The sequence below is a fragment of the Wolbachia endosymbiont of Kerria lacca genome, assembly GCF_051602725.1.
Classification (GTDB): Bacteria; Pseudomonadota; Alphaproteobacteria; order Rickettsiales; family Anaplasmataceae; genus Wolbachia.
Genome location: NZ_CP192272.1, coordinates 718,156 through 742,123 on the forward strand (window position 1 = coordinate 718,156; position 23,968 = coordinate 742,123).

Sequence of the window (23,968 nt, forward strand, 5' to 3'; positions counted from 1 at the left end):
CTCACTCTCCACCTGATTTTATAGATTCACTAGAGGAAGATCCCGATCCCTTATTATCATCTCCACCTCCTCCAATAGCCCCTCTTGCCTTATTTACAGCCGCAGCAGCAACTTGACCAGCACCTCCAGCAGCAGCTTTGGCAGCAGATAAAGCTTTATTCACCATTTGTGCAGGAGTGCTACCTGAACCAAGTGCTGCTCTGTGATTACCAGCAAGCTCAGCAGCCATGCCGGGAAGAACGTTTAAAAAGTGGTAAAAGAGGAATAATACTAAACACAATTTTAATAATTCTCCGATTAGAGAGCTGCCAAACTCCATGTATCTAAAGTCGAATAGACCAAGTATGCTGCTCTTTTTAAAGCTATAATTTTGCATCATACATGCGAGAGTAGTTTCATTTTTATCACATTCCCCATCTTTCAATTTAAACCACTGTTTTTTCTTACTATATGAGATTTCTGCTTGTTTCTTTTCATATGACTTGTCTGGTTGTTCATTTTTATATGACTCGTCCAGTTTAAAATTTAAATTTTTAAAATAGATTTTATCACATGCTATGAACATAAAAGATAGAAATGCAAAGAGGATAACTGGGTATAAACTGTAGGTAATTAACTCTTTTAGCCAACCATCAAAATATCCTTTAGTATGTTGAAACAAAACCATAGGAATGAATAAAGGCGATAAGATGATAATTACACTAAGCGCAACTAAAGATAAGATAAATACATAGCACATCCATAAAATAACCATCATCATCAAAATGGCCATAAATATACAGACAAGAGCTACTAAAATTTGTCCACCAGCGAAAATAATACCAATCACCGAACCTGCAACTAACAAGACAGGAGCAGCGCCAAGCAAGACCGCTAACGTTGCAACACCTCCAGTACCAATTTTGCCACCAATTCCATCTAAAGGGGCACCTAAATAAAATAAAATTCTGCAATCAAGCCTATCCCAAGGTGCAAGATAACTGTAGGATACCTTCTGCCCTGCACGATCGTATTCATAATCTTTACCTGCCTCATAATTACATATATTTTTACTCTCAGATGAAGCTTTAAGCACTATTTCTGATAAGCCGTTCGAAAGTTTTGTTAATTCCCCGTAATAATGAGACATAGTGCTACCTGTCGTAAAGTAAATCACTAAAGCGAATTTAATGATCAACATGTACATTTCTTGCGGACTACGCACTCCACCAGACATAACTTTTATAGAGAACAATATCAAAGCTAAAATTAAGATAGCAGTAACAGTGTTCTTCAGTCTTTTTTGTGCTACAGACAAAAAACTACCCTTAGCATGTCCATTTTTGTCTGTAAGTAAGTTACCACTTGAATCAATACCTGCCACTAAATTATCTAACGACTCCTTAATACATTGCACTATCATAGAAGTTATAGGAATAGGAGATAATGACTTACTTCCCGCTTGATTGTAGCAAGCTTCAGAGACATACTGGCTAAAACAACTGGCATTATTATAACCTACAAAAATTTTTCCCTCTCCTTTCTTTTCCCTTATAATAGTTTTGTAATCTTTGTCCTTATTTTTAGAATCATTAAGATCTTCCTCATATTCACCTGTACCATCTTTATTTTTGAATATCATCACAGATTTTTCACACATAGGAGCAAGTGGGTCAGGTGGCAATTCTGTGCATCCCATATCAACCCCTTGCGGCCAAGGAGTCATTTTGATACCAAGCATTCTCACACTTGCCAGCTCCACACACAATCTGTCCATTTTTTTTACTGCCTTGAATGTTGACCCATGTATGGTTTCGCTTTGTCCTGCTTTAAGAACTTTACATTCCAGATCACCATCAACTTTTGGAGACCATGACCCACCTTCATATCCAGTGTCCTTCTCTCTAACATCAAAGTCTGCTTTTATTGATGTATCTAACCAAAACAATCTGCTAAATGTTAAAGGATTTCTATGGCATACTTCTATATATTCACTGTATTGCACACCGTTTTTTGGCCAGTAATAACCACCAGTATTTTGGTCAGGTATGGAGTTTAAAATGCCCTTCTCTATTTTTCTACCTACTTCTATTGATCCATTTGCCCCATCAAAACATTTAAAATATTCATCTTCCTTTTGATAATTCTTATTTGTGCAATCTGAATATTTTGAGTATTCTGATTTTGAGAATTCGAAATCTTTATACTTTCCATCATGATCACGTGCAACTGGGTGTTTAACAAAACTATGCTCACAAACAACAAGTCCTCCTATCGCCTTCCAAACCCCAACAATTGCAGCTATCATTCCAACGATAACAAGAGCAGTAAATAAACCAGCAGAAGAGACAATCAAAACAATACCAGTAAATATTGCACCAATAGCAATTGCTATCCCAGCAACTGCTGCAGCTGTTTCAAACGCCTTACAGTCAGGATTAGAAGCACGACTAAAGCTGCCAGTAGAATTAAATCTGCTAACAAATTCCGTTTTGTCAGTACCACTTACTGTATCTGCAAACACTGGATACGAGAGCAAAAAATCTATATTTAACAAAAATATCGCAACTAACAGTAATGACAGTTTAGTTTTAAACATTTTTCACCTTTTGATAAAACACAGGCAACCACATCTTTGGATCATCTCCGACTTCTTTCAGTATATCATATAACAATAGAACACTTTCCGCACGTCCAGATAACACGTTGACCACATCATCCAAATCTTTCAGATCTATTCTAGCTACTACAGCATTAACTCCCTGCTTTACTAAAAAGAATCTAGTACTTGGATCTGTGTGTTTGATCAGTATGTACTCACGTTCAGTTAACATAAAAACATCTCGATAGACACTAGTAGCTTTCAGATTTGGCAAAAAAATTTGTGTTGCTGTCTGCTGTACAAGCGTATCACTAATAGCACTTTTACTTGCATCTTCAACACTCTGAGTAGCAAAAACCACAAAAGCATTTAACTTTCTCAGCACTTTCAACCAGTCTTTTATCTTAGGTGCAAAAACTGGATTATCTATTAACGCCCATGCTTCATCAAGAACAATAATGGATGGAGTGCCATCAAGCGATATACTAATCCTATGAAACAAATAAATCAAGACCGGCCCAAGAGCAACAGGATCTTTTAGCAAGCTAGCCATTTCAAAGCCAAACACTCTTGCTTTTGAAAAATCTAGCAAATCTTCTTTATTGTCAAATATTGCAGAATGAGAGCCATCATCATGCCACATAGATATTGCTCCAGCTAGAGTATCAGGGCCCGCAAGTCCTAAAAATGGTACAAGATTTCTCAAAAATCTGTCTTCTTTTTTTAATTTAAAATTTCCCTCAATTGCATCATTAATTCTAGCAATATCTTCTGAAGTGAATTTATCGTTGTACACTAAAATTAAAGATTTTATCCATTCCATCAAAAATGTTTTATTATCAGGAGTATCGTCAAGTTGCAGAGGATTAAAATTTGTCTTAGTTCTTGGTTCTATTATAGTATAGATACCACCAAGTGCTCTTAAAAAAATTTCTGCACCGCGATCTTTATCAAAAAAGAATATTCTTGGAGAAAATTTCATTGCTTGAGCACATAAAAAATTCATTAAAACAGTTTTGCCAGCACCTGTTGGCCCAATTATCATAGTATGTCCAACATCCCTTATATGAAAGTTGAAGAAAAATGGAGTGCCAGATGTTGTATCAAAAACTGTAACAGCATCTCCCCAGTGGTTATTGAATTTTTTACCAGTAGGATAATTATGTTGAGATGCAAAACCGGCCAAATTAAGACTACTTATTGTACCTTTTCTTACTATATAATCAAAATTACCAGGAATTTGCGCCCAAAATGCTGGTTCTAAATTAACCCTCTCACGAACAGGATAAACACCACAATTAGAAAGCTCCGATTCAACCAATGATAAAGCATTGTCCAATGATTTAGGGCTTTTTTCTATACATAAGATAGTTAAATGGTGTTCACCAAACGCAATTTTACCACTCATTGCATCATCAAGCGCATGAGAAATTTCTGCTATTTGAGAAATAGCTTTATCTGCAGATTGTATCATACGATTTTGCTGTATCTGCATTTTCGCAATTGCCATTTGCCTATTTGTAAATTGAAAAGACTGCGTGATAATAAATTCATAAGGAAGTTGTAAAAAAGAATCAAGCATTCCTGCGGAAGTATTATTTCCATATTCTTTGATACTAACTATTCCAGCATATTTACTTTCATTATGAGTCACAACCTGTATCATCTTATGGCCAAAAAATAACCTATGAACTGGTAAGTATCTTGATATTTCAGTTTTTAGTGGAAAAAGCGTATTTGTAACAAAGCCACAATTTACAACTCTAGACAGAAACTCCATTATTTCACAAAACAGTCCGTTTGGAGTTTCTTTTACTCCAAGGACTTTAGGCGAATAATTCCTAAGGCTTGTTACTATACGATTTGTCGTTTCCTCTAAATCTTCATAGGTATCACGCATATCACTTTCCCAAGCATGTTTTGAAGTTACATGCCCAAATTTTTTCAGTAGATGTGATAAAAATTCTACTCCCTTTGTATCTGCCCTACGAATAATCGTAATGTATAAATCATTAATAAAAGATTGCCTAGTTGCGTGTTTTTCTCTCCATTTTAGATTTACATGGTTAGCAAAAAAATTTGGTAAACTCTGATTTGCAAATTCATCAGAAAAAATATTTTTCTTACGTCTGATGGTATGAAAGTACAAACTAAATGCTGGAGATGAAATGCTTCTTAGCATCTGATTTCTGATATTATTTTGTATCACCAAGTCTTCATCATCGGCCGTTTCAAACGCAAAGCCATTTAATTTTATAAATTTAACTAACCAATTCTGCTTTGTTATCAAGGTTGTACTATTCCAATAGCAAGAATAAGGTATAAATTCGGCAGCGTGAACCTCTCTACTTAGAATAGATTTATTCTTTGATTGAATAGCTCTAAATCTCAACATTGCATAACATCAAGTAATGTCATAAGAATTGGCTCCATGATAAAACCGATTTAAACATTTGGAACATTTTCCCAACTTTACCATAAATAACTCAATAAACAACGGTTCCTTTGCAGAAGCTATATAGCCAAGTCCATGTATACCTGGTAACATCAGGAGAATTACTCTAAGATCATTTGTATTAATGAAAATTAGCATGCAAATTAGAACGTTTAATATTGCAAACATATAACTCACACCAAAGAGCATTGCAGGTCTTGTAAGACCTTTAAATAATTGATTCGTTTGTGTGCTGCCAGTAGACATATCTTTAACCTTCTAATAAGAGCTCTAACACTAATACTACATCATTAATTAAAAATCTATTGAAATGAATAGCACTTTAGGTAAGATAATTAATTTAAATTCAATGATTATAAGCTGGCCATTTCAAGAAGCAGAAAAAATACTACAAGAATTCCCTAATAAAAAAGAGATAATATTTGAGACTGGTTATGGTCCCTCGGGTTTACCACATATTGGTACTTTTGGGGAAGTTTTTCGTACCACAGTTATTGCAAACGCTCTAAAAAAAATAGCTCCTAGTATAAAAACCAAAATCATTGCAGTTTCCGACGATATGGATGGTTTGCGAAAAATACCAGATAATGTACCAAATCAGGAAATGCTAAGAGAGAATCTGAACAAGCCATTAACCATGATACCTGACCCATTTGGCACTCATGAGAGTTATGGTCATCACATGAATTCGTTGTTGTGTAAATTTCTTGATTTGTTTGGATTTGAATACGAATTTAGGAGTGCAACAGAGTGTTATAAATCTGGCGTTTACGATGAAAAACTTTTACTCCTGCTGAAAAATTATGATAAAGTGATGGACGTAATGCTTCCATCATTTCGGGAAGAAAGGCAGCAAACCTATAGTCCATTCTTGCCGATATGCCCAAAAACTTCCCAAGTTTTACAAGTTCCAGTAATTGAAACAAATACAGATAAAGGAACAATCACGTATGAAGACCCAAACGGGGAAAAAATAGAAGTTCCAGTGACAAAAGGAAAATGTAAACTGCAATGGAAACCTGATTGGGGGATGAGGTGGGCTGCATTTGGAGTCAATTATGAAGCTCATGGAAAAGATTTAACACCATCTGCTGTGCTTTCAAGTCAAATATGTAAAATACTTGGAGAAAAGCCACCGCTTCTGTTTTGCTATGAGTTATTTCTTGATAAAGAAGGAAAGAAGATATCAAAATCAAAAGGAAATGGTATTTCGATCGAGGAGTGGCTAACTTACGCGCCAACAGAGAGTTTAGCGTTATATATTTTTCAGAGCCCTAAAAAAGCTAAACGTTTATATTTTGATGTGATACCAAAATCAACTGATGAATATTTAGAGTTTGCTAAGCGTTATAATGAAAGTAAAGAAAAGGATGTAAATAGCCCTGTATGGCACATCCACCAGGGTAAAGTTCCAAACGTAGAAACTTCAGGCATAAATTTTTCTTTACTTTTAAACCTGGCAGCAGCTTGTAATGCTGAAAATAAAGAGATTCTTTGGGGTTTTATATCAACTTATGCACCAAACGTTACACCAGAAAGCAACAAAATGCTAGATAGGCTTTCAGATTTTGCAGTTAGGTATTATTATGACTTTATCAAGCCAATAAAAGCATATAAAACCTCAAACGAAAAAGAGAAAGAAGCGTTGCTAGATTTAAAGAATAACCTACATTCCTTGCCTATTACCGCCACTGCTGAAGAGATTCAATCTCAGGTCTTTTCCATTGGAAAAAAGCACAATTACAGCAACTTACGTGATTGGTTTCAGTTGCTGTATGAAACGCTGCTTGGCCAAAAAACTGGTCCAAGAATGGGATCTTTTATAAAGCTTTATGGGATAGATAATACAATCTCTCTTATAGAAAGTGCTACTGAACGTACACTTTAGAGTTTACCTTCTTTCATTTGAGCCCTCTAGTTTTATTACTTGACAAACCTTCCCACTTTCCTTATTATACTAATAAAGGTATTTATCCTTGTTTTTGGGCTCAACGACAAAATTCAGGTGTTTATTGGCAAATTACATAAAATTATAGCAGCTTTTTTTATTTTTTCTACATTCAGCCAAATCGCGCTTGTTAGCACATTATCAATTTACATTATTAAAACTCGCTATACGGGGATTCTTTTGTCTTTTTTTATTTAGTAAATTTCTTAATATTTGTAGCTAAAGTAATTTTAGAGAGCCAGCGCGTGACCAACCTGGTCAGTTTTCTGAATCCCAGTACTGGAATAACAAGAAAGAGGGCGCTGGGATGACACCATTTGCTGTCTTCAAAATGAATGTTAATACACCTAGGATGTTTAAACCTTAATTCTGTTTTGGTGTTAAGCAAGGTATCTAGATACCTTGCTAAATAAAAAATTGGAAAAAAAGGAAGAAGAGACTTCTTCCTTAAATAGCGCAAAAACTTTTTACATTATTTATAACACCTTTTATTGGTGCCAGTAAGCGTGTCCAGGATTACAATCAGGCTTACTATCGTCCACTGCACTATTCTGACTAAGCTTTGATATTTCTTTTGCAATAGCGTCCTTTAACTCATCACAAGGCTTATACACTTCATACGTAATACCACCAGCAACAAGTCCTGTGAGTACAGCAGCAGCCACAGCTATCCCAGCCATAGCACCTACTGATAATGACACACCAAAAAAATATGCATAAGTAACTACTATAGCAGCTATACAAGATGCAATAATAAATATATGAGCACCCAAGTCTACTGCTTTCCCAATTGCTTTTTTAGTAAATATTTCTGCCAAATTTTTGTTACAACGAACTTTTACTAAAGGATCAGCACCGGCTTTTAATAGAGCTCTTACTATCTTGTGATGACCTTTATCAAAAGCTATATACAAAGGAGTTTTTCCAGATCCATCTTGAAAATTAACATTTATACCTTTTACTTCTAATAGAGCTTTTACTACATTTTCTTGATTATATAGACATGCTACATTTAATAATGTTAATCCTTTTTTGTCATAATAATCATAAACACTAAATTTATAATTTATATCAAAACTTTCGTTCTTCCATTTTTCATAAGTAGATGGGTCTCTTTTTTCTATTCGCTCTTTTATTTTTTCAACTATGTTATTACCATTCAAATCATTTTCACGATTTACTGTACTTAATATCTTTTTCAACAATGCTAAACACATATAAAATTCTCCTATAATAATAATATACTTTAATTATCATATACTTAAGCAATAAAGTCAAGAGTTTAATTAATTATCATAAATATTTAAACAAGAAAAAGGGGCTTTTGTGCGAGCGTTATTAATCTTCAGTTTAATAGGATAAGATTCGTCAACATTTCTGTAAGTACCTGCTATACAGAATAGTTGCCACCAATAAAGCCTAAACTTACTAAATACATTTCTGTAGATTCAGATCTACTTGACTTTGGTTTGAAGTATCTTACTGTTTTAAACATTTTTTTTAGCTCATTGCAGAAATCTTTATCAGACTCTCCTTGAAAAATTTTTACTACAAATTTGCCATCATGATTCAAAAAATGCTTTGCAAAATTGAGCGCTGCTTCGCATAAAAGCATAATTCTGATATGATCTAACGATTTTAAACCGCAAGATTCTGGTGCCATATCAGATAAAATTACATCAAATTTGTGATCCTTGAATTTTTCTCTTAAAATTTCAAGTTCGCTGATAATATCACACTGTATACACTCTACTCCACTAATTGCGTTTATTGGTTTTATGTCAACAGCAATCACACTCGCTCCTTTCTTAGATGCAACTTGTGACCATCCACCAGGAAAAGCGCCAAGATCAATAATTTTTTGCCCTTGTTGGAGTAGTTTAAATTTATCGTCTATTTCTATTAACTTATATGCCGAGCGCGATCTATAACCGTCCTTATTGGTTTTTTGCACATACTGATCATTCAAATGGCGATGTAGCCATCTTGTTGAAGATAACTTTCTACCTCTAGCTGTTTTTACTCTGGTCTTTATACTAATAACCTACTTATTATTGATTATATCTTTGAGCTCTTTTTCAACTACTTCTTTTACCAATGCATGTAGATACTTATTCAGCCACTCTGAAAGCTGAGGTTTTAAAAGAGATACAACTAATTCTTCAACAGTAAGATCCGCTCTTTTTTGTTGTTTATGCCGTAGTTCGCTTTGCATCTTTTCAAGCAATGTTTTAATTTCCTCCATATTTTCTTTTAAAACTAAATGCTCGTTACTTTGTTCTTGATAGCTCACTTTGTTATTACTCATTTGGATATTATCATACAAATTTTTCTCTTCTGAGTTGTAACTATTAAATTGGTTATTCATTTTCTCACTTTGGCAATTATTCTCTTCTTCACTATTTTCTTTTTCTTCGATGTCTTCTGGATACTCCTCTTCAAGGCATAATACGTCATCATCTTCATCTATTATTTCTGCTCTATCACCACTTGGATTTTTACCCGATATAGCTTTTTTTATATCTTCTAGTATATCTTTTACAGATTGATTATCGCTCATACCATTAAATTTAAAGGTTTATACTATTTATCATAAAAAGCAAGTTGTAAACACTAATTACATAATTGCTTTTTGCCTGAATTAGATCGGAACGTGCTTTAAATAGTTCATCTTCAGTATCCAAAAGATCAATTGTGCTCTTTAAATTTAAGTTTACTTCTTGCGCAACTCCTTCCAATGCTAAAGCTGCTGCTTTTTCTGCTTCTTGACTTGCTTTAATAATAGCTTTTGCTGTCAGCACGTTATTCCAAGCATTTATAACTGCTTGTTCTATATTTTTTACTGCTTCGTAATAATCGTAAGTGGATTGTTTTGCATCCATTTTAGCTCTACTAACACCAAAAACATTAACTCCTCTTTTAAAGATCGGAATATCAAGAGTAAAGACAACATTCACATTTTCTAGTAACGTGTCCAATTTTATATTGTCCTTTCCAAAATTTTTACTTGCGCTTAGATTCAAAGAAGGAAGCCACTTGGAAGTTTCAGCGATCACTTCCATTCCGGCTGCTCTTTTTTGATAAACTGCTGCTTTTAGGGACAAGTTATTAGTTTTTGCTAATTGTAAACATTCATTTAATTCTGGTATAGAAGGTAGTTTACCATTAGTCTCGTGAAGATTATCAGCATCTTCACCAATTAAATGATAGTAAGCAATATTAGCGAGCTTTAATTCACCTTCAGCATCAACTCTTTTGGATATAGAAGATGAAAATTTTGCTTTTGCGAATAAAACCTCAGCATTAGTAACTTCTCCAAGAGAAAAGCGTTTTTTCATAGCTGACAAATGTTCTAAAGAAACACGTTCTTTATGTTCTCTCAGTTTTAATATTTCTGCCTTTTGTAAAACATTAACATATGCTTTCACAGCGCTGAGTGCAACTTCTTGCTTTGACTGCTGAAATCTAATTTTTGCTGCTTTAAGAAGATGACTTGATCGGCTAAATGTAGCAAAAGTGCCCCCACCGTCTATTATTCTTTGGCTTAATGTTAGACGCTTTCCAGAGTTTTGTCGATCGTTAATAATATTAAAATTACTATCGAAATTATATTGTAAATTAATGTCAGGTAAAAATCCAGCCAATCCAGAAGATTTCAGCTGTTTTTCAGCACTCTTATATTGGTAAAACTGAGACTTTATTTTTGAGCTGTTTTTGATAGCTTTGCTTATGGCTTCTTCCAAATCGATTGCATAGCAACCTATAGTACCAAAAGCAATTATAAGTATAATAATCAATCGAAACATTTTGCTTTCTAGCATGTTGTTTAAGTTATTAGCATAAATTACTTTAATAATCAATAACTAATGTTGTAACTAATGTTGTTGACACTATCAAGCAACTCAGTGTATCATAATCTACTGTTATGTATTGATATATGAAAACTTTTTTCTTAAAAGAGAAACAAGTCGATAAAAAATGGCTTGTTATAGATGCAGAAGGATTAGTAGTAGGAAGGCTTGCAGCGTTTGTAGCAGCGCTATTGCGTGGAAAGCATAAGCCTGAATACACACCTCATATGGATTGTGGAGATAATGTAATTATTGTTAATGCAGAAAAGGTACATTTTACCGGAAAGAAACTTAAAGATAAAATCTACTATAGGCATACAGGTTATTCTGGTGGTTTAAAGAAAACTACTCCAGATAATATTTTAAATGGCAAATTCCCTGAGCGTGTGATAAAAATGGCAGTAAAAAGAATGCTTGATGATGGTCCTATGGCACGTAGACGGTTTGAAAATTTGTATGTTTATTCTGGTTCAGAACATAAGCATCAAGGACAGCAACCTGAAAAAATAGATTTTGCCTCTTTAAATCGTAAAAATAAGAAATAATGGAGTAAAAAGTGAAAATAAATAATAATGATCAGCCAAAAAAGGCAATGATTGACTCACTTGGTCGTTCATATGCCACAGGTCGAAGGAAAGAATCTGTAGCAAGAGTATGGATAAAGCCAGGAAGTGGAAAATTTAGTGTTAATAAAAAAGATGATTTAATTTCTTATTTTAAAAGAGAATCAGTGTGTCAAATGATTAAAGCGCCATTCATAGTAACTTCTATGTTAGATAGGTATGATGTGTTTGCAACTGTAAAAGGTGGAGGACTATCTGGCCAAGCAGGTGCCTTAGCTCATGGAATAAGCAGAGCTTTAAGTAGTATAAGTCAAGATCTACACTCTATATTACGTAAGGGTGGATTCCTAACTAGAGATTCACGTGTTGTTGAGCGTAAGAAATATGGTCAACATAAAGCTCGGAAAAAATATCAGTTTTCTAAGAGATAATTGTTTCATAATGGTATTTTTTTGTAAATATTATACAAGTTCTTACAAGGTTTTATGACATTTTCTCTTTTTATGACGAATTTAGTTGACTATTGGTATTAGCATAATATGCTGTTTATGTAATTTTTCAATATTAAGGTAATTTATGAGTAAAGAAGATATAGTAAACCAACTGAGTCAAGAGTGCTCTAGTCAAGGTATAGATATAACAAAAGCTAGTTTGGGTAAGCTTTATGATATTTTTATGGAAACAATCAAGAACGATCTAAATCGTAAAGGTGAAATACGTTTGCATGGAATAGGGACATTCTCTACTGCTATAAGTAAGGAAAGACAATGCCGTAATCCTCAAAATGGTGAGATTATGACCGTTCCTGAAAAGAAAAGAGTAAGGTTTAAAGCAAGTCAAGCTCTTTCAAGTACTTTAAATACCAAAGAGAAAGTATAAGCTACTTAGATATTGTCATTTTCATCTTTTTAGTTACACTATGTAAGCCATGAAATATAGCCTCGCTGATTAAAGAATGGCCTATATTAAGAGCTGAGATGTGAGGTATTTCTTTTATTCTTTTAGCATGTTTATAATTTATGCCATGCCCTGCGTGGCATTCTACTCCTAGCTTATTAATGTATTCTGCAGAGTTAGTAATAAGTTTTAATTTTTCTTCTGATGGATTATCACAGTAATCCCCTGTGTGAATTTCTATTATGTCAGGCTTTCTTTCTAGCTTCTCAAGATATTTTAGTTGATTAATATTTGGATCGATAAACAGTGAGACTTTTATGTCAAAGCTATGCATTTCCTCTATTATACCAGAAAGTTTACTGTGCATATTCACGATATTCAGGCCACCTTCGGTTGTTAATTCTTCTCTTTTTTCTGGTACTATACAAATCGAATAGGGTTTTACTTCTTTTGCTATTTTGAGCATTTCTTCCGTAGCTGCAATTTCAAGGTTCAACTCAGTGCTAATGTTTTGTTTTAGATTGAATACATCCTCATCTCTGATATGCCTTCTGTCTTCTCGTAAGTGTACGGTGATAAAATCTGCTCCAGCATCAATAGCTATTTTTGCTGCTTTTAATGGATCTGGATAAGAAGCTCCACGTGCGTTGCGAAGGGTTGCAACGTGATCAATATTAACGCCCAATTTCACAATTTACCTCAAAAATTATTTATAAATTATACATATTATTAGATCTTATGCATGTCATTGTTTAATGCCATAGCTGAAAGACGGAGCTAGCAGTTATACCAATTCTCATTGTTGGCAAGTCAAATAAGAAACATTCAAAATTGTTTGATTGTGGAAGTGGAAAGAGAAGTAATAAATTTGCATACACTTGCCCTTTTTTACAGTTAATCTAGTTTATAGAACTACTCGTGGTAATCCAAATAAGATTTTTTCTCATAATCAAGTTATAGTAAACGGGGAAAATTTTTCGCATCTAAAAAATTTTAGATTTAGGATTGAAATTAATAAGTGGAGTGATTATGTAGTGCATGTATTAGTAAAAGGAGGTACAACATGAGTAATATAGTTCATTTAAATAAAAACAATAATCGTGATAATTTTAGTGTAAGAGGGTTACAAAGAGCCGTTGATGACATATTTGATAGCTTCTTTACAGGATGGAACCCAGAGCTTTCTAAAAGAGGCAGTAGCCTACTACCAGTTTGTGACCTTTATGAAACAAAGGAAAGCTATTGCCTATCATTAGAGTTACCAGGTATTCCTAAAGAAAGCATAGACATTAGTATATCTGGCGATAACTTAATAGTGAAGGGTGAAAAAACATGTGATAATGAATCAAAAGATAAGCAGTTTTACCACAAAGAAAGGTACTATGGTTCTTTCTATAGATCTATTCAACTTCCAACAAATGTAGAGCAAGATAAGGTATCTGCCAACTTTTTAGATGGGGTATTGCATGTAACCATACCTAAATCAGAGAAACACATCAAGAAAATTGATGTAAAGTAATCAGTAAGTAATAGCAGGCTTCTGACCTTGAGGCTTGCTATTTTAATATCTGTTCAGCAGAGTGGCAAAATAAGGTAAACGAGAAAAGACAACTAAATGAGTGTCATGAAAGTAGCTGATGCTGGCTCCCTTATGAAGGTGTCATCTTAGCACCCAGACACTGATTTTTTAATTGAAAATGTTGTCTTGTTTGTGATAAATTTTGCTCGATGCCAGTGTCGAGCACTGGCATGACATTATAGAAGCTGGAATTACAGTACTTGAATGACAATATTTGCTGTGTAATTTACCTTAAAAAATGAATATTCCTACAACTACGTGTAAGCTACTTTCATGACACTCATTTAGTTGTCTTTTTTGCCACTTTACTGAACAGATATGTAAAATATTAACTTAGCAATACAAAAAATTATCTATAGATTAGACACACCATTAGATCTTATGCATAGTCATTTTTTAATTCCATAGCTGAGACGGAGCCTGCTCCCCTTATCATGAAACTGAAGTCTATATGGTACCACAGTATAATGATATAATAAAATATGAAAAAAATACCAATAAAAAAAAGGCAAAAAAAGCCCGTATTAACTTTAACAATTTAAAATGATTTAATGTGAAAACCATAGGCGCCAATTGTTTTTTTAACTTAAAAATAAAAGTCAAGTATCAGGAATTCTAGACATAAACCCTCCTATATGAATAAAGAGCTAGCAAAAATAAACTTATATATTTTTTGCTGAAATTTGATTATTTGGTGAAAAAACCTGCAGGTGAAGATAGATTTTGGATCCTAAAAAATCTTCATTCTCCACTATAATGAAGCTACTAGAGTCTGTCAAGCAATTTTTTATTTAAATTGCTTGCAATCTTTTTATACACTCATCTTTACCAAGAATTACCATGATATCGATGATTCCAGGCGCATCCATTATTCCAGTTATTGGAGCGCGTAATGAGTGGTATATATCGCTCATTTTTATATTATGTAATTTTGAAAATTCCTTAATCTGAGAAGATAAAAAATTCTTATTCCAATCTTCACTACCTACACTCGAAAGAAATGATGCAAGTAACTTAATTACATTGAGGTTAGATTTGACAATTTGCTGAGCTTCTTCACTTAAATCAACTTGAATATAAAATTTTGCTAAGTCCAATAATTCGGTCAGATAGTTTGCTCTTTTTTTCAGCTCTGTCAGTCCCTGCAGTAAATAGCCCTTTTTTTTGTCAGTTAGAGTATTTTCTCTAAGCATTAGAGTCAGAATATCTTCATTGCTCATATTACTAATATAGTGGTTATTCAAATGCTCCAGTTTTTTGAAATCGAGCCGTGCAGGTGAGCGACCGATGCTTTCTAAATTAAACCACTCTATTGCTTGCTCATCGCTAATAATCTCATCGTTGCCATGACTCCAGCCAAGTCTTAGCAAGTAATTACGCATTGCCTGTGGCAATATTCCCATCTTTTCATAATCGCAAACACTTGTTGCACCATGCCTTTTAGATAACTTATTCCCGTCTTCTCCATGAATAAGCGGTACGTGTGCAAAGCGTGGGACATCAAAATCAAGAGCTTGGTATATTAGTAATTGCTTGAAGGTATTAGTGAGATGATCAGAGCCACGTATAATATCGGTTATTCCAGCATCATGGTCATCAACCACTACAGCAAAAATATATGTTGGAGTATTGTCAGAGCGCAAGATTACTATGTCATCAAGCTGGTCGCTCCTTATTGTAACTTGGCCGTATATTTTATCGTCAACAACAATATCTTCTGAGTCTGGCACTTTGAAGCGAACAACAGGCTCTGCATTTGATGTTGAATGAGTACACTTATGCTTATATATTTTTCCTTCTTCCCTTGCTCTTATTTTCTTCTCCGCAACTTCATTCTCGGGGCAGTAACAATGATACGCCCTACCCTTTTCAACTAAAAGATTTGCAACTTCAATATGTCTATCTATTCTTTTTGATTGATATACTATTTCTCCATCATAGCTTATTCCAAGCCATTTTAACCCATCTATTATTGCATCAATTGCTTCCTGTGTTGAACGTTTTCTGTCGGTATCCTCAATCCTTAGTAAAAACTGGCCACCATGACGCTGCGCATAGAGCCAATTAAACAAAGCTGTGCGAGCTCCTCCAATATGTAAAAATCCTGTTGGTGATGGAGCGAATCTAGTGACTATACCTGGCATATTTGTCTATTGTGATAACGTAACCGATGATAACTAAAATTTGTACTTGCAACAACGTGGAACTATAGTAAATTTGAAAGATCAATTTACATTTATTTTTAACAAACTGCATTGTATAATTTAATATTAGTGAATGCAGTGAGGTGTATATATGGATAATTTATTTGAAATTGCAAGAGAAGTTGTAACAGAAGAGGATGAAAATAAATTTATTGAAGCTTGCAAGAAAAGAGTTGCTTGTGTAGCTAAGCATAGAATTGATGAAAATGGAAACCCATTTCATATAGCAGCAAGTAAAGGGTTTCTATTATCTGCGTTACAGAAGATCATAAAGGATTTAGAAGAAAGTACCAGGGTTGAGGTTGAAAAAGCAAAAGAAGCCAAAGAATGGGAAGAAGTAAAAAGATTAGAAAAGGAACTTAAGAATAATAAGAAATATATTAAGGAAGCACTCCTCGATAAAAGCTATATTAAGGATAATAAGGCAGTATCACCTCTTTACTTCTTGGATCCTTCAGAGCAGAAGGAAGTTAAGCAAATTGCAGATATAAAATGTGGCTTTATATGTAATAAGAAGTTTCATATATGCTTATATATAGTAGGAGCTATAGTGTGTGCTACCGCTATGTGTGTATCTTTGTATCTTCTATTTTCGGCTTCTCAATCTCTTGCATTGGCTTCAATAGCAACAATAGCTTCTGGAGGATCTTCATATCTGTTATTTAAGGCATGTAATGAAGTATATGGCCTCTATAACGAAAGTACTATAGTGACAGATCCTGATGTTATGCAACTTTTAGATAGTGGTTTAGCCCCAGTGTGAAGTATTTGCAGGTAGTAATATAGAAATTTACTTTCTTAACTTAAGAAAGTATACTTATAAGATGATAAGAAAGAAGTATAGTAAGATTTTAGTAGCGAACAGAGGGGAGATTGCCTGCAGAATAATCAAAACTGCGCACAAGATGGGCATATCTTGTGTGTCTGTGTACTCAGATGCAGATGCAAATTCTGTGCATGTAAAGCAAGCAGATGAGTCAAGGCACATTGGCCCTTCGCCTGCTTATCTTAGTTACTTAAATATCGAAAAAATATGCGAAGTAGCAGTTGAAACAGGTGCCGAGGCGGTTCATCCTGGCTATGGGTTTTTAGCAGAAAATCCAGATTTTCCCCGTGCTCTGGAAAAACATAACATAGATTTCATTGGTCCAAGTGCAGAAACAATAGAAGTTACAGCCAATAAAATAACGGCAAAAGAAGAGGCAAGAAAAGCTGGAGTAAATGTAGTGCCAGGATATATGGGTAAGATCGAAGATGCTGCCCACGCAGCCATCGTTGCTGAAGAGATTGGTTTTCCCGTTATGCTCAAAGCTGCATCAGGTGGTGGTGGCAAAGGAATGCGAATTGTATATTCCAAAAAAGAAATTGAACTAGCATTTACATCAGCAACAAATGAAGCAGAGAAAAGTTTTAAAGATGGCAGTATTTTTATAGAGAAATATATAGAGCTGCCAAGACACATTGAAATACAAATCATAGCAGATAAATACGGCAATATAGTGTGTCTTGGGGAGAGAGAGTGCTCGGTACAGAGGAATAACCAGAAAATAATAGAAGAAACACCAAGCCCATTTATTAGTGAAGAAGTAAGACAAAAAATGTATGCTCAATGTGTTTCTTTGGCAAAGCAAGTTGATTATTTTTCAGCAGGTACTGTCGAGTTTGTTGTAGATAAGAACCAAAACTTCTATTTTCTTGAGGTAAATACGAGATTACAAGTTGAGCATCCAGTCACAGAATTTGTCACTGGAATAGATATAGTGGAAGAGATGATCAGAATTTCTTGCGGAGAAAAATTAAGATTTGGTCAGAATGATATTAAACTTATTGGCTCTGCAATAGAAAGCAGAATTTGCGCTGAAGATCCATCAAAGAGATTTTTTCCTTCCAGCGGAAGAATCAAATATTACGACAAACCAGATGATGTAAGAATAGATGATGGAGTAGCTAGCGGTTCAGAAATCAGCATGTTCTACGACTCAATGATTGCAAAAATTATAACCTATGGAAAAGATAGAATAGAAGCAATCAGCAGAATGCAAAAAGCATTGTCTGAATGTTATATAGAAGGAGTAACAAATAATATAGAATTTCTAGAATCCATTTTCCATCATCCAAACTTTATTGCAGCAAAACTCCACACAAGATTCATTCCAGACCATTATCCTAGTGGGTTTCAAGGCGATTTTATCACAGAGGAATATATTAAAATATTTATTTTTGCTGCACTGTATGTTCACTTAGAAAATGAGGGAAAGTATTACAGTAAGTCAACAGACGAAGCATTCATAGTGAAAATAGATGACAATGAGTACTCCGTAAATGCAAAGTATCAAGATAACACATTAACAACAGTATATAACCACAATAAATACTCCGTGGTGGGTAAGTGGAAATCAAGTTACAGATTACTATATATCACAATTAATGATGATACCAATATAGCACTTAAAATAGAAAGACAAGGTAGCAAATACTTTATAAGACACGCAGGTATGAAAGCTAAATGTTGTGTATTGAAACCTCATGTAGCTGAACTAAGCAAATTAATGCTAAACAACAAAACAGAAGGGATTTCAGTAGACGCTGTAAAATCTCCAATATCCGGTTTATTGGTTAAATTACACGTCAATGCTGGAGATCAGGTAGAGGTAGGACAACCTCTCTTTGTTGTGGAGGCAATGAAAATGGAAAATATAATATGTGCTGAATCAGAAATGGTGATAAAAAATATCCCTGTTAAAGAAGGAAAAAATATACATGCTGGTGATTTGGTATTAGATCTGATTTCTTAAATAACGCAAGCAGTATAAACCTGATCCAAATAAGATAAATGAAAACATTTGATGGGCTATAGCAATAGCCATTGGTATATGCAGCAACAAAGTGACTATTCCTAGAATTACCTGAATGATGACGGAGAATAGCATAACATATAATGGTTTTATACTGGCATTTTTTATTGTGAGTATTGCTGTCAGAACTAATATCAGCAATGCCAATGCCCGGTGTATGAATTGCACTGTTACTCTATTTTCAAAGATATTTAGCCAAGCAGGCTGTAAGTAAAATAAATCTTCCGGAACAATTTGTCCATCCATTAGTGGAAAGGTATTATAAATTAAACCAGCATTTAGCCCTGCAACAAATGCACCGAAGATTATTTGTACTGTCACTAGGATTAAAATTATCCATATGTAACATGTAATGTTGCTATTAATTTTAATTATCTGTTTTGGTTTGATTTGGTAATCAAAAAATTGATATGACAATAATGCAAAGATAACCAACGCAAGCAGTAAGTGAAGTGCGAGCTTATAGTGACTAACATGAGGATTAGATACCAAACCGCTTTTAACCATATACCAACCGGCAAAAGCTTGTAAAATTCCAAATAATAGTGCTGTAGATAACCTTATTACTGCATTTTTAGGTATTCTTTTTTTTAGTGTAAAGTATATAAATGGTAAGATAAAAACTAAACCTGTCAGCCTTGCAATTAACCTGTGCACATATTCTATTAAGTATATGGTGCGAAACTCTTCCATACTCATACCATAATTAAATGCTTTATATTCAGGTGTAGCTTCATATTTTGATTTTTCTTTTAGCCAGTCTTGTTCACTCAGCGGTGGCAATGTTCCGGTAATTGGTTTCCATTCCGTGATTGACAATCCTGCTTTTGAAAGTCTGGTAAATCCACCAATTCCCACCATGCAAATCACCATGAGAGAGCAGAGAAAAAGCCAAATAGCTACAGGTTTTGCTTCCATAATCCATGCTGAGTTTTATTCCATTGCTGAGGGTGAATAACAAATTCCCACAAAGCGAGAAAAGCTGCAACGCTATGTAGTAGACTATAGACGGGAAAAAATATTGATACTATATAAAAATAAAAAGGCATTTTTTGTTGTCTGATAGCTATTATCAAAAAAATCAAGTTAATACCGTATACTATTATAAAATAATATAAGAATAATTCATTCAAAATTTGAGTCAGCACCAATGAAAGTAACAAAAAAGGAGTCGTGAAAAATATAAAAGCTGAGGAACCAACAAAAAGGTTTAATAGCAAAACTCCCTTAAGCCCAGTGTGCTTAAAAAGTAATTTTATATTTTTTAAATGAACGATATAAGTTTGCATATAACCTTTAATCCAGCGTGCTCTTTGTTTGATCCAAGCAAACACAGTAGTTGGTGATTCTTCCAATGTTTCTGAATCAATAATCCTGGTTTTATATCCCATTTGCGCAAGTCTCAAACCAAGGTCAGCGTCTTCAGTGACATTGTAAGCATCCCAAAAAAGCACTTTCTTTAAAATTTCCACTGAAAAATGGTTACTGCTACCACCCAAAGGTATTGGCATGTTCATTTTTTGAAATCCAGGCAAAAAATATTGAAACCAGTTCATATACTCAAGAGAAAAGAATTTTGTAAGAAAATTGCAACCAAAGTTATAGTAATTTAATTTCGCCTGTACACAAGCCAACTTTTCGTCGCCCTTATTAAATTCAATTAGTGCTTTTTTTAACTGCAACGGATCTGGCTTGTCATCTGCATCATATATTACCACATACTTTCCTCTAGCAAAGCTCATAGCATAATTGCATGACTTAGCTTTTGTTCTAGGCAGAGAATGAGGCACTTTTATTACTTCAAAATACTGTGGTAAAGTGCATTTTTCTATAGCTGCCAACATTTCTTGATCATCGCTCTCTATCACAAGCTTTACATCTAATTTTGATTTTGGATAATCCAAACTTTCAATGCTCTTAATCAATTGCTTTATAACCGCATTCTCTTTAAAAGCAGGCAATAAAATAGTATATATAGGTTCATTCATCTTATCATAATCTGCTTTTTGGTTAGAAATTTTACGCAAGCCAAAAATTTTAGTTACAAATTTGAATAAAGAACTAGAACATCCGATTATAAATATCAACACCAAAGCAAAATATGCATATTTTTTTGTCAGTGTTAAAGTCGAAATCATAACAAAGAAAGAGGAAAAAAAGATTGAACTGAGCCTAATGCTTTTAGCTGAAAAATTAGGATTCTTATAATATAAGTAGTTACTTGCGAATTCTGAAATACCAAAGTGTGAGTTAAGAAGATTTAAAATCTGTTTGCTATCTACTTTTATCAATACATATTCAATACCGTAATGAGATTCGACCCAAAGGTTGATATCTTGGCTTATGTCTTCAACCATAAAAAAAGTAGTATCATTTAATTTTTGCCAAGGAATTATATTAAACCTATAGTAGAAAAGTTTCTCTTGTTCTTTGCATAAACTAGAATCAAATTTAATTTTTTCTACATTATCAGTTTGAAGTACAGGCATTAAACTTAATGCAACTTTTTGCTCAAGTCACGTGAAAACGAAGATATAACCTCACTACTACGCTTATCATCTTTACGTTCATGCATTATTTTTTTTACAGCATCAGCAGCTATACTCGCTGTGTTAGCTTGTAAATCCCCAAGAGCTTTTTCAACTTGGTCAGTAACTTTCTTCAAATTAGAATGGGCATTTTCATCTAACGTTTGATCGAGTTGCTGTCTATTATGCTTAATAATACTATTAGCCTTATCAAGTGCTTCATTCATCATTTTGTTAACTTCTGCATCTAATTTTTTGTATTTTTCAGAAGATTTTTTGTAATACTCCAATATATCTTTTCTGAATTTTTCAGTTTCTTCACTTGAAAACTTGCTTTTGTTACGTTTATTGTTAAGCGCGTTTTTTATTACCTTCCTTAGCAATTTATATGAGAGGATAAAACCTACTAAAAAAGCAAGGCTTATAACTAGTAATGTAGACATAAAAACCCTAAAATTCTTTTGACACCAAGTCAGCAACAAATTCCTCTTCAATCTCAGAATTAGTTAACTTAGTATAGTAAATCAAAGCAATACTAGTAGCCATTTGTTTTAATTCACTAATATACTTAGATTTAAATTGTACTACCTTTTCTTCAACAAGTTTAATCATCTTCTTGTCTTCCTCTTCCAATATATCCTTAACATTCGCTCTCATTTCTTCTACTTGAGCAAATGCATCATCTATGATTTTTTTTGCCCGTACTCTAGCTTGATTTAAAGCTGCATTATACTTGGCAATTTGCTCTTCTGTAAGTCTTAAAAGGTGAATAGAACTATTAAATGAATCTAACACTTCTTTACTTCTAGTGCTTATTATTTCATCTAACTTCGGTAAAAACAAACAACTGACTACAAAAAAAAGTGAAGAGAAAAAAATTAAAAACCAAAAAATTTGAGAAGAGAAAGTTGAAACATCAAGCTGTGGCATCTGTTAAGCAGCAAATATTAATAACATTGCAAGTACAAACGCAAGCAACCCCATGATTTCAACCATGGCAGCACCAATATAAACGTAACTTTTCATTTTACCTTCTGACTCAGGATTTCTCGCAATCCCATTTAACATAGCAGAGAAGATATTAGCTATACCTAAACCAGCACCGAGCATTCCAAATACAGCCAAACCAATTGCTATAAATTTTAAAGCCACTAAATCCATATATTACCTTTAACTATTTCTTTATAATATAATTGTAAAATATTCTGCAAGGAAGTCAATTACTTTACTGCATCTGACAAATATACACATGTTAATATAGTAAATATATAAGCTTGCAAAACTGCAACAAATACTTCAAATCCTATTAGTGCAATTATAAACAAAAAAGGTGCAGGTGTAAAAAATATGTTCATATTTATGACGAATCCTGCTATCACTTTGATGATTGTATGACCCGCAATCATATTTGCTGCAAGCCTTATTGATAAACTAATCGGTCTTACTAAATAAGCAAATAATTTAATAATGATGATTATAGGTGCAAGCCACGAAGGAGTTCCTTTTGGTAGCAATATGCGTAAAAATTCTACTCCTCTTTCTTTAAACCCAACAATCGTTATATAAGTAAAAACCACCATTGATAAAGCGAAGGTAACTATCACATGACTTGTAACTGTGAAACTATAAGGAAGAACACCAACTAAATTACACGATAAAATGAAAATAAATACTGTAAATATCAAAGGAATGTGCTCCAAACCTTTGCTTCCAGTGTTACTTTCTATTATTGAAACAACAAAATCATATACATATTCAACTGCAGCTTGCAAATATCCTGGTATTACTGCACCTTTTCTTATTCCAAGGAGCAAAAACAGTACCATTAATATCACCGAGATCATCATAAAAAGAGATGAGTTGGTAAAGTTTATGTCATACCCAAATAATTTTGGTAGTTCTATTATTGTATATACTTTAAATTGTTCTAGCGGATTTAACGCCATTTTGACCCTGTATACTTAAACTGCAGCAGTAGATAAAGTATAAATTTTATAAAATAAAGTCAAGAATTAAGATAAGGAGCTCTGTATTATTATAGCATTAATATATTAACAAAATATACAATTAAAATGCAAATTATAGTCAGCTACCAATCTTATTCTAAATTCTTGACTTAACATCTTATTTTAACTATAATTTAATTTTAATATGAGGCAATTATGAACGAAATAGATTTTACTAATCCACCTTTAAATTTAGAACAGGAATGTGGTAACGGGTACATCAAGTTTACAGATTATTCTTCTAACTCAGACACTGGTCTTTTCCACATGGCAGGTGAAATGCTAAATGAAAGCCATGATGTTATAGGAAATTTCACTGGTGATGCTTACATTTATAATTTCCATATAGATGATCACAATATGAACATTCAACTCTGCATGGAAATGGACTGCAAAGGTGATATAAAGAAAATTCTTTCTTTGTAGAAAAAGTAGGCTTCTCCTTCGTTTTTTACAATTAGAGAAGCTACTCACTACAACAAGCTTTAAAATCATTATATT

The 23,968-nt window shown here is 33.6% G+C and carries 23 protein-coding genes; 8 read left to right on the plus strand and 15 right to left on the minus strand.

Annotation, left to right across the window (positions count from 1 at the left end; translation table 11 throughout):
• Position 1: 1 nt before the first annotated feature.
• Genes ACQ4M0_RS03215 through ACQ4M0_RS03225 form a run of 3 tightly spaced genes read right to left on the minus strand, consistent with a single transcriptional unit; the run spans position 2 to position 5,282 of the window.
• Positions 2-2,578, minus strand: a complete 2,577-nt coding sequence (locus ACQ4M0_RS03215) for a type IV secretion system protein (protein ID WP_007302029.1) — start codon at positions 2,576-2,578, stop codon at positions 2-4.
• Entirely contained in the window at positions 2,571-4,976 is a 2,406-nt protein-coding gene (locus ACQ4M0_RS03220; protein ID WP_007302030.1) for a VirB4 family type IV secretion/conjugal transfer ATPase, read from the minus strand. The genes ACQ4M0_RS03215 and ACQ4M0_RS03220 overlap by 8 nt, the downstream gene beginning before the upstream one ends.
• A 9-nt stretch (positions 4,977-4,985) precedes the next feature.
• Entirely contained in the window at positions 4,986-5,282 is a 297-nt protein-coding gene (locus tag ACQ4M0_RS03225) for a type IV secretion system protein VirB3 (protein WP_438456215.1), read from the minus strand.
• 64 nt (positions 5,283-5,346) lie between these two features.
• Between ACQ4M0_RS03225 and ACQ4M0_RS03230 the strand changes: the two genes are divergently transcribed.
• Complete coding sequence (locus tag ACQ4M0_RS03230; protein WP_214303236.1) at positions 5,347-6,924, plus strand: lysine--tRNA ligase; 1,578 nt, start codon at positions 5,347-5,349, stop codon at positions 6,922-6,924.
• 548 nt (positions 6,925-7,472) lie between these two features.
• On the opposite strand, the gene ACQ4M0_RS03235 is transcribed toward ACQ4M0_RS03230, so the two are convergent.
• From ACQ4M0_RS03235 to ACQ4M0_RS03250, 4 genes are all read right to left on the minus strand, one after another.
• Positions 7,473-8,201 carry an ankyrin repeat domain-containing protein gene (locus ACQ4M0_RS03235; protein ID WP_438456216.1) on the minus strand — a complete coding sequence of 243 codons (729 nt, stop codon included), beginning with the start codon at positions 8,199-8,201 and terminating at the stop codon, positions 7,473-7,475.
• A 173-nt stretch (positions 8,202-8,374) separates the two neighbouring features.
• A complete protein-coding gene (locus ACQ4M0_RS03240; RefSeq protein WP_007302033.1) occupies positions 8,375-8,953 on the minus strand; it encodes an RlmE family RNA methyltransferase in 579 nt (192 codons plus the stop codon).
• Between the two features lie 75 nt (positions 8,954-9,028).
• The gene (locus tag ACQ4M0_RS03245; RefSeq protein WP_007302034.1) at positions 9,029-9,544 is read right to left on the minus strand and encodes a PopZ family protein; all 516 of its coding nucleotides are present in this window, start codon (positions 9,542-9,544) and stop codon (positions 9,029-9,031) included.
• A gap of 10 nt (positions 9,545-9,554) precedes the next feature.
• Positions 9,555-10,790, minus strand: a complete 1,236-nt coding sequence (locus ACQ4M0_RS03250) for a TolC family protein (protein ID WP_026097234.1) — start codon at positions 10,788-10,790, stop codon at positions 9,555-9,557.
• 131 nt (positions 10,791-10,921) lie between these two features.
• On the opposite strand from ACQ4M0_RS03250, the gene rplM reads away from it, so the two are divergent.
• From rplM to ACQ4M0_RS03265, 3 genes are all read left to right on the plus strand, one after another.
• Positions 10,922-11,380, plus strand: a complete 459-nt coding sequence (gene rplM / locus ACQ4M0_RS03255) for a 50S ribosomal protein L13 (RefSeq protein ID WP_006014941.1) — start codon at positions 10,922-10,924, stop codon at positions 11,378-11,380.
• A gap of 47 nt (positions 11,381-11,427) precedes the next feature.
• Entirely contained in the window at positions 11,428-11,829 is a 402-nt protein-coding gene (gene rpsI, locus ACQ4M0_RS03260; RefSeq protein ID WP_438456668.1) for a 30S ribosomal protein S9, read from the plus strand.
• A 145-nt stretch (positions 11,830-11,974) separates the two neighbouring features.
• Complete coding sequence (locus ACQ4M0_RS03265) at positions 11,975-12,277, plus strand: HU family DNA-binding protein (protein ID WP_438456217.1); 303 nt, start codon at positions 11,975-11,977, stop codon at positions 12,275-12,277.
• A gap of 1 nt (position 12,278) precedes the next feature.
• Here the strand turns inward: ACQ4M0_RS03265 and ACQ4M0_RS03270 are convergent, their stop codons facing one another.
• Positions 12,279-12,986, minus strand: coding sequence for a pyridoxine 5'-phosphate synthase (locus tag ACQ4M0_RS03270; protein ID WP_019236674.1), 708 nt, complete (start codon positions 12,984-12,986; stop codon positions 12,279-12,281).
• A 372-nt stretch (positions 12,987-13,358) separates the two neighbouring features.
• Here ACQ4M0_RS03270 and ACQ4M0_RS03275 point away from each other — a divergent pair, with 372 nt between their 5' ends.
• The gene (locus ACQ4M0_RS03275; RefSeq protein WP_007302039.1) at positions 13,359-13,814 is read left to right on the plus strand and encodes an Hsp20/alpha crystallin family protein; all 456 of its coding nucleotides are present in this window, start codon (positions 13,359-13,361) and stop codon (positions 13,812-13,814) included.
• 851 nt (positions 13,815-14,665) lie between these two features.
• Here the strand turns inward: ACQ4M0_RS03275 and gltX are convergent.
• Positions 14,666-16,018, minus strand: a complete 1,353-nt coding sequence (gene gltX, locus ACQ4M0_RS03280; protein ID WP_438456218.1) for a glutamate--tRNA ligase — start codon at positions 16,016-16,018, stop codon at positions 14,666-14,668.
• Between the two features lie 151 nt (positions 16,019-16,169).
• Between gltX and ACQ4M0_RS03285 the strand changes: the two genes are divergently transcribed.
• Both ACQ4M0_RS03285 and ACQ4M0_RS03290 read left to right on the plus strand, forming a co-directional pair.
• A complete protein-coding gene (locus ACQ4M0_RS03285) occupies positions 16,170-16,841 on the plus strand; it encodes an ankyrin repeat domain-containing protein (RefSeq protein ID WP_438456219.1) in 672 nt (223 codons plus the stop codon).
• Between the two features lie 61 nt (positions 16,842-16,902).
• Positions 16,903-18,873: an acetyl-CoA carboxylase biotin carboxylase subunit gene (locus ACQ4M0_RS03290; RefSeq protein WP_012481866.1), complete on the plus strand. Its 1,971-nt coding sequence runs from the start codon at positions 16,903-16,905 to the stop codon at positions 18,871-18,873.
• On the opposite strand, the gene ACQ4M0_RS03295 is transcribed toward ACQ4M0_RS03290, so the two are convergent.
• From ACQ4M0_RS03295 to ACQ4M0_RS03320, 6 genes are read right to left on the minus strand one after another with little or no spacing between them, the layout of a single operon-like run.
• Entirely contained in the window at positions 18,856-19,851 is a 996-nt protein-coding gene (locus ACQ4M0_RS03295) for a COX15/CtaA family protein (protein ID WP_012481867.1), read from the minus strand. The two genes, ACQ4M0_RS03290 and ACQ4M0_RS03295, sit on opposite strands and share 18 nt — an antisense overlap.
• A complete protein-coding gene (locus ACQ4M0_RS03300) occupies positions 19,833-21,422 on the minus strand; it encodes a glycosyltransferase family 2 protein (protein WP_052264898.1) in 1,590 nt (529 codons plus the stop codon). The genes ACQ4M0_RS03295 and ACQ4M0_RS03300 overlap by 19 nt, the downstream gene beginning before the upstream one ends.
• A 5-nt stretch (positions 21,423-21,427) precedes the next feature.
• Positions 21,428-21,904 (minus strand): F0F1 ATP synthase subunit B family protein, encoded by a 477-nt coding sequence (locus ACQ4M0_RS03305; RefSeq protein WP_019236676.1) that lies wholly within the window; start codon positions 21,902-21,904, stop codon positions 21,428-21,430.
• Between the two features lie 7 nt (positions 21,905-21,911).
• Entirely contained in the window at positions 21,912-22,391 is a 480-nt protein-coding gene (locus tag ACQ4M0_RS03310; RefSeq protein WP_007302046.1) for a F0F1 ATP synthase subunit B family protein, read from the minus strand.
• Positions 22,392-22,394: 3 nt separating this feature from the next.
• A complete protein-coding gene (locus tag ACQ4M0_RS03315; RefSeq protein WP_006014985.1) occupies positions 22,395-22,622 on the minus strand; it encodes a F0F1 ATP synthase subunit C in 228 nt (75 codons plus the stop codon).
• Between the two features lie 59 nt (positions 22,623-22,681).
• Positions 22,682-23,407, minus strand: a complete 726-nt coding sequence (locus tag ACQ4M0_RS03320; RefSeq protein WP_007302047.1) for a F0F1 ATP synthase subunit A — start codon at positions 23,405-23,407, stop codon at positions 22,682-22,684.
• Positions 23,408-23,623: 216 nt separating this feature from the next.
• Between ACQ4M0_RS03320 and ACQ4M0_RS03325 the strand changes: the two genes are divergently transcribed.
• Complete coding sequence (locus tag ACQ4M0_RS03325; protein WP_010402566.1) at positions 23,624-23,893, plus strand: hypothetical protein; 270 nt, start codon at positions 23,624-23,626, stop codon at positions 23,891-23,893.
• The last annotated feature ends 75 nt before the right edge of the window (positions 23,894-23,968 follow it).